The organism is Chitinophaga sp., assembly GCF_036566945.1.
Taxonomy (GTDB): Bacteria; Bacteroidota; Bacteroidia; order Chitinophagales; family Chitinophagaceae; genus Chitinophaga.
Genome location: NZ_DATCVJ010001015.1, coordinates 1 through 11,503 on the forward strand (window position 1 = coordinate 1; position 11,503 = coordinate 11,503).

Consider the following 11,503-nt stretch of genomic DNA (forward strand, 5'->3'; position numbering starts at 1 on the left):
CCGCCGGAAGCGGTATACTTCATCCCCGGAGGGGTTTGCGAAGTCGATTTTTGTCCGTTGCCCAGGTCCCAGTTCCAGTCGGTGATAGGGATATTGGGGGAGGTGACGGTGGTGTTAATAAAAGATACCGGTTGCCCTGCACACGTAGCCGGTCCGGTGGTGAAATCGGCTACCGGCGCCAGTATGTCAATATCGTTTGGCTTGGTGACGATGTCGTCGCAATAGGCGGCGTCTTTATAATGAATGGTGAGTTGATTATTGTAGGTACCTTTTGTGGCCCATGTTTTTACATAGGTTTGGTTGGTAGTGGTATATACTTCGCCGTCGCCGAACTGCCAGGTATAGCTGGATACCAGTCCCAGTGGCACATTCAGCACTTCATAGGTCGCTTTGCTACCACGACAAATAGCGCTGACACCGGCGGTAAAATCTGCTCTGAAATAATAGACTGCCTGGAAGCTGCTATGGTGGCAATTATTACCATTTTCTCCGATAGTAAGACGAACCGTGTAGTTACCAGGGGTAGTATAATTATGTACAGCATCTCTGGTATTCAGCAGCGGTGTATTATCTCCAAAGTCCCATTCGTAGGTGGTATTGGCATCCGTACCAATGGAATTATTGGTGAAGATGAATTTGCTTTTATCGGTACAGTCACGCACCACATTGAATTGTGATACCGGGCCTGTTACGACTACTGTAGCTGGTGTAGCGGCGGTGAAACAGCCATTGCTGCCGGCTTTCATTTTTACCGTCAGCGTACCATTGGCATTGAAGGAATGTCTGATATCATTATTGCTGCCTTCATCTGTGGTCCCATCGCCAAAATCCCAGCTATAGGTGTCTGCGTAACTGGCGTTAGCCAGCAGTCTTACCGGATCTCCCACACAGGTATTGGTGGGCGATACGCTGAAACTTACATTGGTAGGCGGATTACCGGTATGAACATATTTATCGAATGATTTGGTGATAACGCACTGGTTTTGTGTGGTAACGGTAACGCCTATATTATAAGTGCCGGTTTGTGTATAAATGTGATTAACGTTGCCGTTGCCGGTTGTTTGTGTATTGCCATCTCCAAAATTCCAGGCCCAGGAAGTTGCCGGATCATTGATGCCATTGGCGGAGGTGGCGGTAAAGGCGGCGGTATAAGGTACGCAGCCAGACAGTGGCGTGGACAGTGTGATATCCGGCAGTGAGATATCGATATAGGCAGGCTTTTTCAGTGTTGCTGTACAGCCGTTGCTGTTAGTAACGGAGAGTGTAACGTCAAATTTGCCCGCACGGATATAACTATGCGACATATAGGCGTTGCTGGTAGTCACCACGGTACCGTCTCCAAAATCCCAGGTGCGGCTGGTAGCATCTAAAGTGGCATCCGTGAAATTGGCGGTATATACTTTACAGCTTTTAGTGACATCTGCAGAAAAGGCTACCTGCGGGGTACTGCCTATGACCATGGTCCGGTAGTAAGTGCTGGTAATAACGCCGCCTATTACCTGGTATTTTGCTTCCAGTGTAATTTTTATAGGGCCTCCGGTAGTATAAGTAACCTGAGGATCAATATCATGTGATGTTCTGCCATCGCCAAAATCCCAGTTATAGGCAATGGGGGTACCGGTACTTGTATTTTTTAGCGTAATCGTAACGGGCGTGCACAGGCTACCCGGCGCAGCTGTATAGGTGAAATCCGCTTTCTGCGCCAATAAGTTATTTGCCTGCAATAGAGATATCAGGAGCAGCAATGTGCATAAACACTTGGCCTGTAGGTATTTCATAGGGTACACAGGTTTTCCATTAACTAAATAGCTCCACAAATTAACAAAAAATACATATATAAATTTTTTGATTTTCAGATTTTTTGATATTCGAGGTGTTTTATGCCTCCATGACGGCATAAAACACCATTTCCGGTACCGAAAAATGCGAAAACCTGGAGATTATCTGATCAGCGTAACATTTCCTTTCAGCAAATTCACTGCGCCCTTGTCGCAGACTACTTCCACATAATACACGAATACGTCAGGATTCAGAACGGTCCCTTTATATTTACCATCCCAGCCTTTGGAGGGATCATTTGAATTAACACCGGTACGCTCAAACACCACTTGTCCCCAACGGTTAAATATTCTGAAGGTGCGGATGGTTTGCATCCCCTGTCCCCGTACATAAAAAACATCATTCTGGCCATCGCCGTTAGGGGAGAAGCTATTGGGAATGAAGATGCTTCCTTCATCACATACCAGTTTCAACGTAATGTCGTCTGTGGCCGTGCAGCCAAACTGATTCGTCACTTTTACGTGATAGGTGATGTCGTCTGTAGGAGTAGCCGTTGGCGTTAGACAATCATAGCAGTTGAGTCCTTTCACAGGTGTCCATTCTATTCTGATAATGTCATCGCTGCCTGTTACCGGTAATGGAATGATGGACCCCGTAGCAGTGACGATATCCGGGCCGGCATTTATAACCGGGGCCGTACGAACATATATTCTGGCCAGTACTGTATCACTAAAGCAGGCACTGTTATTATATCCTACCACCTGATAAGTGATGTTGCCATCGGGCGTAGCTGTTGGATTGGGTATATCTGCCCGATCGAGTCCCCTGGCTGGAATCCACTGGTAGCGCAATGCACCACCGGCATTCATTTTTACACTTTCTCCCGCGCATATTTCCGCGTCCTGTGCATAAATATGAAAAGGTTGGGTGACTGTTACGGGTATTTCTCCCTTATTCGTACACCCATATTCGTTAGTAGCGGTAACGCGGTATACAGTATCGATATCCGGTTTTACCTGTGGTGAAACACTGGCAGCATCCGAAATATTATAATCCGTCCATTGTACGGTAACGTTGGCGGTGGTATTGGCCTGCAGTTGCAGTACACTTCCTTTACATATCGCAGCGGTGCCCGGTGATGGATTCAGTATAGGCGAAGGATTTACCACCATGCTGGCGGTAGTGGTAGCAGGGCAGGAACCATCGGTATTGGTAATGGTTAATACCACCGGCACTGTACCCGGGCTGCTCAGGGTAATTTCAGGAGGTGTCGGCTGATTAAAGGTTTGGTTTGCACCTACCTGCCATAGCCATTTAGTGCCCGGTATATTTTTGGTATCAGTACCGGATAATTGTATTTTCCCCGACACACATAAAGGCAGGATAGGCGCTATCACGGGCACAGGCTGTGGTGGAATCACCACCGGTAGTATTTTTTCATCTATACAGCCGTAAGCACTTGTTACCACCAGCTTTACATTGGTTGTTCCGGGCTGTGGATAAGTAAATTTACCATCTGCAGTGCTGGCAGTGTTATCAGGATTGCCCGGTACGCCGAAATCCCACGCGTTGGTGAAATCCAGTGCGAGCGAGTCTTTTGTCAGTGTTTTACTGTTATTGGTAAACGTTACCAAGCCGCCACCGCAAGCCTGGAAATCATTGGTCGAGAAATCTGCCGTGGCTTTATCCACAATAATTTTATCATTCCCCTCTGCCTTCACTACGCATCCCTGGTTATCCAGCAGGGATACCCTCGGATAATAAATACCTGATTTAACATAAGTATGTGAAGGAGAAACAGGTGTGGTAGAAGTTAGTACCGTACCATCATCAAAGTCCCACATATAACTGTCGGTTTTAACGGAGGTAGCACTGATGCTAACATCCAATGGTACACAACCCTGTGTGGGAGTTGTTTTCATGGTGCCGTCAGGTCCTTTGATGGTAATGGGTAAGGTAGCGGTACTGGAACAGCCGCCTTCTGAATATACGGTCAGCACTACATCGTATGTTCTGGCACGCGCATAAATATGTACATCCGGATTGTTTTTGGTGGAAGTACCATTATCCCCAAAATCCCAATTGGCATTTTTATAATCAGTGGAGGTATTGGTGAATAATACTTTTACCGGCGGACATAGATCCAGGTCAGTGGGAATGGTAAAGGATGCTTTTGGATTTGGTACGGTGATCACATTTGTTTTAGTGATTTCGTCCGTACAACCGGCAGTGGTGGTTACTTTCAGTACCACGTTATAGGTGCCCGGGATACTGTATATTTTTACTGGTTTGTTGCCGGTACCTACCGTATTATCGCCAAAATCCCATGCGTAAGACTGCACGTTGCCCTGAGACTGGTCTACGAAAGTAAATGATTTGTCCAGGCAGGCGATGTTGGTAGGCACCATGAAATCCGCTTTCACACGGTCAAAGGGAATTACTTTCTGGATTTGGGATATGCAGCTGAATTTATCCGTGACCGTCAATGAAACCGTGTAATCGTTGGCGTTAGTATAGGTATGTTTGATATCCAGTGGTTGTACTGCATAGTTTTCTTTACTACTGCCATCACCAAAATCCCATTCCCAGTTGAGTATCTGATTGCCTGTGTTGGTAGTTGATTTATCTGTGAATGTAAATATTTCGTCCTTACATCTTTTGCCGGTGTAATCAAAATCTGGATCACTACCGTTTACGTCAATGGATACAACGGGCGCATCTTTAATACAACCATTTTTGTCTGTGATGGTAAGTTTGATGGTGAAGGTGCCGGTTTTATTATACTGATGAGCAATTCCTTTGGTCGGATCAAAGTTAAATGCCTGGATAGCCTGTATCGGGCTTCCATCTCCCCAATCCCATTTATATTCATTGATATTATCATTATTCAGCGGCCCCAGACTGATATTGATTTGTTCCGTTTTACATATACGCGGTTTGTCGGGAGTAATTACCGGTTTCTCATCTATAATATTCACAGATAAGGTATAGGTACTGGTGCAGATGCCATTATCGATGGTGAGCTTTACCTGTTTAATACCGGTGGTTTGATAGGTGAAATCCGGACTCTGATCTGTAGCCGTAGCGCCGTTTTCGCCAAATTCCCATAACCATGTTTGCACAGGAGTAGGAACAGGACCAAACGTGGAGTTGTCTGTAAACTTTCGATGGTATGGATCTATGCAATCCGGTGTGGTAGTAAAACGGGCTATTGGTGGAATAATCTGGATATAATTTCTTTTGATCAATTGTGTTCTGCAACCATAATTGTTTACTTCCAGGATCACGTCGTGATTGCCAATTTCATTGAACCGGTGGTTAGGGTTTTCTTCTGTACTGTTGCTGTTATCCTGTACAAAAGTCCAGATCCAGGAAGTACCACGGGGTACCGATAAGTTGGTAAACTGTACCGGATCTTTAGCACAGGATTTCAATGGTGTGGCGATGAAATCAACCACCGGTTTAATGCCTGCCGTAATAATGGTTTGACCAGTGGCAATGCAGCCGCCTGCGGTGGTAACGGTTAAGTTTACGTAGAAGATGCCTTCTTTGGTGAAAACGTGCGTAGGCTTTGCGGCAGTAGATGTAGTACCGTCACCAAAATTCCACTGGTAGCTTACAATAGGGTCAGGAATATTTACTTCTGCATAAAAATCGACTGGCAACGGAATACAGCCTTCCGCTACACTCCGATAGATAGAAAGATCTGGTTTTATGATATTGATATAATCAGGTTTGCTGACGGTTTTAGTGCATCCCAATGCGTTAGTGGCGGTGAGACTAATGGAAAAGGTCCCTTCTTGGGTATAAGTATGGGAAGGATTTTCAGTGGTGGCAGTGGTGCCGTCGCCGAAGTTCCAGCTCCAGGAAGTAGCATTGGAAGACTGTGCATTAAATTGCGTGGTAAAAGGCGTTGTACAGGCACTTATCGGTGTGGCCACCGGATCAATATCTGGTACCGGATTGACGTGAATCGTTTGTTGTATTTCTTCCATGCAGCTGCCTAATGTGGCCTGCATTTTAATAAGGTAATCACCAGGCGTTGTAAATTGTTTTACTGCATCGGTGGTGGTTTGGGTGGTGCCGTCCGGAAAAGCCCAGGTAACCATATCCGGCGTTGGCTGTGTGGTATTTTTAAAAGTAACCGCTTGTCCTGCGCAAGGTGAAGAGAAAGTAAATGCCGGTTTCACTTTTGCGATAACGATGTAATCTGTTTTGGTTAATAGTGCAGAACAGCCACCGCTGGTAGTAGCAGTTAGCTTCACCGTAAATTTTCCTTCTTTCGTATAGGTGTGTTGGTTAGTTGTGCCGGTGGTACCATCGCCATAATCCCAGGTGTAGGTAACCGGGTCGGGAGAATTATTGATAGTGTTATTGAAGAAATTTACAGTAAAAGGTGTGGTGCAACTTTGTGTTCTGTCGGCTGTAAATACCGGAGCAGGCGCACTTTGTACCTTTACAGATACGGGGCCGCCGGTACTGGAACATCCCATGCTATTAGTTACGGCACTGATGACGTTAAAGGTACCAGCCTGTGTATAGGTATGCGGAACATTTACTCCTACGGCGCCGCCCCCGTCGCCAAAGTCCCAGGTGATGTCGGCGATGGTGCCATCGCCGGGAGTTGACTGATCCTGAAAGGTAGCCATGTAGGGCGCGCATCCGGTAGAACTGCTGGTAGTAAATTTAGCGGTAGGCTTATTGTATACCTGTATGTCAATCTGTTTGACAATTACATTGGCGGGTCCGTAGGTGGCCGTCATTTTTACATGATAGATACCAGGATTCTGGAATGTTTTTGAAGGGGTGAGGTTATTGGCCACATTGGCCCCCAATCCAAAATCCCATTCCATGTTTGTATAGCCGGGATCCATTGTGGCGCTGAAGTTAACCAGAAACGGCGGACAGGCAGCCAGTTTATCTGCCTTAATGGATACGGATTGCGCATGGGCGGAAAAAGCCATGGCCATTACAGGCAGCAGACCACAAAAAAAATGTCTTATGACAATCCGCAAATAATTGAGTAGGCTTTTCATGGCATAGGTTGGCGTTAAAGCCGGTTCATAGGTATATTCAAAGTATAAAAATAGTAATAATGTTTGGAAAAGCGATAGGTTTATGTATGTGGCTGAATGGCCGTAACTTAGCTTAAAAGATGCAGGATATGGATAGTCAGTATTGGAATAACAGGTATGTTAATGGCGATACCGGTTGGGATATGGGAGCCGTGTCGCCTCCGTTGAAAGCGTATATTGACCAGGTGCATGACCGCGATGTTCGTATACTCATTCCCGGTGGAGGCAATAGTTATGAAGCCGCCTACCTGGTCGGACAGGCCTTCAGCGATGTGACCGTACTGGACATTGCGCCGGTACTGGTAGCGCAACTGCAAAAATCGTTTGCCCGTACCCGTGTGAAGGTATTGGAAGAAGACTTTTTTGCACATAAAGGGAGTTATGATCTTATATTGGAGCAAACATTCTTTTGTGCCCTACCACCTTCACGCAGAGCAGACTATGTGAAACATATGCATTCGCTGCTTAAACCCGGTGGTCACCTTACCGGTGTATTATTTAACAGAACCTTTGCACAGGAAGGTCCGCCTTTTGGTGGTGCTGAATCGGAATACCGGGAATTATTTGCCCCATATTTTGAGTTCAAAACTTTATACCCTTGTTATAATTCGCATCCGGCCAGACAAGGATGTGAACTGTTTATTAACTTTATGCCGAAACTGGAAAAATTATGCGCAGATTCTTATTAATAGCCATGGTATTGCTGCCAGGGAGTTTCCTGATGGCACAACAAAAACAGTCCGAGGATGCAGCCGCATTTGATAAGGATATTCAACAATCTGGTATACAGGTATTTGATGTACGTACCGCCGGTGAATTTAACACCGGACATTTGCCACATGCATTACAGGCAGATTATACAAAGAAAGAAGAGTTCAAAGACAGGGTGCAATACCTGGATAAGAAGAAGCCGGTATACATTTATTGTTTGAGTGGTGGTCGTAGCAGTGCTGCAGCCAAATGGATGAGAGAAAATGGGTTTGGACAGGTGGTAGAACTGGAGGGGGGTATTAACGCGTGGAAACAAGCGGGCAAGCCTTTAGATGGTGTGGCCGATAAACAGCCGCAGCTCAGTATTGCAGATTATAACAAAGCGGCGCTTTCAAAAGGATGGGTGCTGACAGACGTAGGCGCAGCCTGGTGTCCTCCGTGTAAACAGATGGAACCGGTGTTGGAAAAATTCTTCCAAAAACATCAACAGGTAAAAAAAGTTTTTGTTGATGGTGGTAAAGACCAGGATGTTATGAAAGCGATTAACGCCGGCAAGTTGCCTACTTTTATTTTTTATAAAGATGGAAAAGAAGTGGGGAGAAAAGAAGGTGTGATGGAGTTGGCGGAGCTGGAGCGATTAGCCGGGTTTTAGAGCTTGCCTTAGGTAGATGATTTTCGCGGTTTTTTGTCTTTCCCAGGATTATACTGATTATACTGATTTTCCAGATTTTTACTTTTTGATTTTGTAAGATTTTCCTGAAAACAAAAAATCATCAAAATCAGTATAATCAGTATAATCCTGGGAAAGACAAAATTCGCGTTTATAAATTATAGATCCCGCCGTACTTCTTCTTTGCATATTCCAGGAAATCCCCGAATACCAATTCTTTCCCGGTTACTTTTTTACATAATTCACTGGAGGTATAAAATCTGCCGAAAGGATGGATGTTATGACGCAACCATTCCAGTAGTGGCTGGTAATTACCGGTGGCGATGCTGTTATCTAATCCGGGCACCTGTTTTTGTGCGGCGGTAAAGAATTGCGCTGCGTAAAAACTACCGAGGGAATAGGTGGGGAAGTAACCAAAGCTGCCGTGTGACCAGTGGATATCCTGCAATACGCCCTGTACATCATCCGGTACTTCTACGTGTAGGTATTGACGGTAGTATTCATTCCAGGTATGTTTCAGGTCTTTTACAGCAATACTGCCATCTATCAGGCCCTTTTCAATTTCGTAGCGGATCATGATATGGAAATGGTAGGTCAGTTCATCGGCTTCTGTGCGAATGAGCGAGGGCTGTACTTTATTGATGGCCTTATAAAAATCTTCCAGTGATACCTGGCTTAAATTTTCCGGGAAAAGTTGTTGCAGGCGTGGGTAATGATGTTGCCAGAAGAGGAGGCTGCGGCCCACATTATTTTCCCATAGCCGTGACTGTGACTCGTGGATACCGAGGCTGGTGGCTTCGCCACAAGGTAAGCCGTATTGTTCGGTCGGAAGTCCCTGTTCGTAGAGAGCATGTCCGCCTTCATGGATGCAGCTCCAGGTCATGTTACCGAAATCATTTTCATCGATGCGGGTGGTTACCCTTACATCCTGGGGATTAAAGCTGGTGGTAAAAGGGTGTTCTGAAATATCCTGACGGCCAGCCTGCATATCGTAGCCCATGTTTTCCAGCAGGGAGATACCGAATTTCCATTGCGCGTCCCGGTTATAGTGGGCATGAAGGAAATCTTTATTAACAGCAGGTTGTTGTTCTATTTGTGTGAGCAGCGGAGAGAGGGCTGTTTTTACTTCATTGAAGATGGTGTCCAGCATTTGGGTATTGGCGCCTTTCTCATATTCATTCAGCAGAGCATTGTAGGGATGGCCTTCATAACCGAGGATATCGGTTTCCTGTCTTTTCAGGGCAATCATTCTGGAAAGGGCTGGTGCAAAGATGCTGTAGTCGTTGGCTTTGCGTGCTTTTACCCAGGCATGATAACTTTCGTTGGTGACGGTAGACATTTCAGCCACGAAAGTGGCCGGGTATTTTTTATTTTTTTCAAAATCTTCTGTGGAGAGCAGGATATTTTTCTGCGCTACGGCATCGGTAGTGGTATTGCCTTTGAGGGCCTGGAGTACGGCATCCAGTTCCGGGGCAGTAAATAATTCGTGGGCAATGGTGCTGAGGGTGGTGATCTGCTGACCACGGAATCCGGCGCCTTTTTCAGGGAGATAGGTTTCCTGATCCCAGCCCAGTACTGCCAGGGCATTTCTTACGTCTGCAATTTTTTGCATTTTTATTTTGTAATCCGCATATTGTTCTGCTGTAGATTTGCTTCCGGGCATAAAACTTATTTTTTTGCAAATTTAGCAGATGCCGGGAATGAACCATTAATTTTTGCAGATATGAAAATAAAAGAGATCATACAGGTGATAGAGCAGTTTGCTCCTTTGCAGTACCAGGAGAGCTACGATAATGCGGGGCTTATTTTTGGGCAGGCAGACCGGGAGGTGACGAATGCCTTGCTGACCCTGGATGCCACAGAGGCGGTAATAGACGAGGCCATCGCGAGGGGCTGTAACCTGGTGATTGCCCACCATCCGATTGTTTTTGGGGGGCTGAAGAAAATTAATGGGAATAGTTATGTGGAAAGGGTGGCCATTAAAGCCATCAAAAATGATATAGCGGTGTATGCGGCGCATACCAACCTTGATAATGTGCGGAACGGCGTATGTGCGCAGATGGCGACTATGCTGGGATTGGAGGAGTGCCGCGTGCTGCAGCCGAAACGGGGATTGCTGAAAAAGTTGTACACTTTTGTGCCGGAGGCAGATATTGAAGCCGTAAGGACGGCCTTATTTGAGGCGGGTGCGGGAAATATTGGTAACTACAGTGAATGTAGCTTTAACGGGGCAGGGCAGGGAACTTTCAAGGGAGCGGAGGGAACGGACCCTTATGTAGGGACGCCTGGAAAAAGACATTTTGAGGCAGAAATAAAGTTGGAAGTAATTTTTCCGGTATATTTGGAAGGTAAAATTTTGAAGGCGCTGCAGAGCGCCCATCCTTACGAAGAGGTGGCATATGATGTTGTGAGTCTGGATAATGCTTATCAGCAGGTGGGTTCGGGATTAGTGGGTGTTTTGCCGGAGGCCATGGAAGAGATGCAATTTTTACAATATGTGAAGCAGCAGTTTCAGACAGGTTGTGTGAAATATACCCCTTTGCGGGGCCGATCCGTAAAAAAGGTGGCGTTGTGTGGAGGAGCAGGAAGTTTCCTGTTAAAGCAGGCGATAGCGGCAGGCGCGGATGCCTATATATCATCGGATTTTAAATACCATGAATTTTTTGATGCTGATAATCAATTAATTATAGCAGATATTGGACATTTTGAGAGCGAGCAGTTTACAGTAGAATTATTTTATCATATATTGACTGAAAAATTCCGTAATTTTGCGCCTCTTAAATCTACGATTAAAACAAACCCGGTAAATTATTTATAATACATGGCAACCGTAAAAGAATACTCCGTTGAAGAAAAATTAGCGTCTGTACTCAGATTACAGAAGATTGATTCCAAGCTGGATGGAATCCAGGTGCTGAAAGGGGAGTTGCCGATGGAGGTAAAAGACCTGGAAGACGAGATCGAAGGATTGAACACCCGCCAGTCTCATATCGAGAATGAGATGAAAGGTATACAGGACTTCGTTGCCAGCAAGAAGAACGCTATCAAAGAAGCCGAAGCGCTGATCAAGAAGTACGAGAAGCAGCAGGATAATGTGAAGAATAACCGTGAGTTTGAAGCCATCACCAAAGAAATGGAGATGCAGGCGCTGGAAATCAAGCTGGCTGAAAAGCATATCAAGGATGCTAACGAAGAGATTAAAGAGAAGAGCCGTGTCCTGGAAGTAGCTAAGAAAGCGGTAGCTGATAAAGAAGCGAATCTGAAGCAT

Annotated in this window: 7 protein-coding genes; 4 read left to right on the forward strand and 3 right to left on the reverse strand. The window is 45.6% G+C overall.

Annotation, left to right across the window (positions count from 1 at the left end; translation table 11 throughout):
- On the reverse strand, positions 1 to 1,778 hold a 1,778-nt coding region (locus VIP81_RS30345), incomplete at its 3' end, for a PKD domain-containing protein (RefSeq protein ID WP_331970747.1).
- A 162-nt stretch (positions 1,779 to 1,940) separates the two neighbouring features.
- Positions 1,941 to 6,815, reverse strand: coding sequence for a PKD domain-containing protein (locus tag VIP81_RS30350; protein WP_331970750.1), 4,875 nt, complete (start codon positions 6,813 to 6,815; stop codon positions 1,941 to 1,943).
- Between the two features lie 128 nt (positions 6,816 to 6,943).
- Between VIP81_RS30350 and VIP81_RS30355 the strand changes: the two genes are divergently transcribed.
- Both VIP81_RS30355 and VIP81_RS30360 read left to right on the forward strand, forming a co-directional pair.
- Complete coding sequence (locus tag VIP81_RS30355; RefSeq protein WP_331970754.1) at positions 6,944 to 7,543, forward strand: methyltransferase; 600 nt, start codon at positions 6,944 to 6,946, stop codon at positions 7,541 to 7,543.
- Entirely contained in the window at positions 7,525 to 8,217 is a 693-nt protein-coding gene (locus VIP81_RS30360; RefSeq protein ID WP_331970757.1) for a rhodanese-like domain-containing protein, read from the forward strand. Before VIP81_RS30355 ends, VIP81_RS30360 begins: the two co-directional genes overlap by 19 nt.
- Positions 8,218 to 8,386: 169 nt before the next feature.
- Here VIP81_RS30360 and VIP81_RS30365 read toward each other — a convergent pair whose 3' ends face one another.
- A complete protein-coding gene (locus VIP81_RS30365) occupies positions 8,387 to 9,898 on the reverse strand; it encodes a carboxypeptidase M32 (RefSeq protein WP_331970760.1) in 1,512 nt (503 codons plus the stop codon).
- A gap of 60 nt (positions 9,899 to 9,958) precedes the next feature.
- Here VIP81_RS30365 and VIP81_RS30370 point away from each other — a divergent pair, with 60 nt between their 5' ends.
- Positions 9,959 to 11,053 (forward strand): Nif3-like dinuclear metal center hexameric protein, encoded by a 1,095-nt coding sequence (locus tag VIP81_RS30370; RefSeq protein ID WP_331970763.1) that lies wholly within the window; start codon positions 9,959 to 9,961, stop codon positions 11,051 to 11,053.
- A gap of 3 nt (positions 11,054 to 11,056) precedes the next feature.
- Positions 11,057 to 11,503, forward strand: a 447-nt coding sequence (locus tag VIP81_RS30375; RefSeq protein ID WP_414649423.1) for a zinc ribbon domain-containing protein, incomplete at its 3' end; no start/stop codon positions are given.

What these genes read in the sequence shown, in the direction of transcription:
- VIP81_RS30355 (WP_331970754.1), top strand. Translation starts at nt 6,944, where the DNA reads ATGGATAGTCAGTATTGGAATAACAGGTATGTTAATGGCGATACCGGT.
- VIP81_RS30360 (WP_331970757.1), top strand. Translation starts at nt 7,525, where the DNA reads ATGCGCAGATTCTTATTAATAGCCATGGTATTGCTGCCAGGGAGTTTC.
- VIP81_RS30365 (WP_331970760.1), bottom strand. Translation starts at nt 9,898, where the DNA reads ATGCCCGGAAGCAAATCTACAGCAGAACAATATGCGGATTACAAAATA.
- VIP81_RS30350 (WP_331970750.1), bottom strand. Translation starts at nt 6,815, where the DNA reads ATGAAAAGCCTACTCAATTATTTGCGGATTGTCATAAGACATTTTTTT.
- VIP81_RS30370 (WP_331970763.1), top strand. Translation starts at nt 9,959, where the DNA reads ATGAAAATAAAAGAGATCATACAGGTGATAGAGCAGTTTGCTCCTTTG.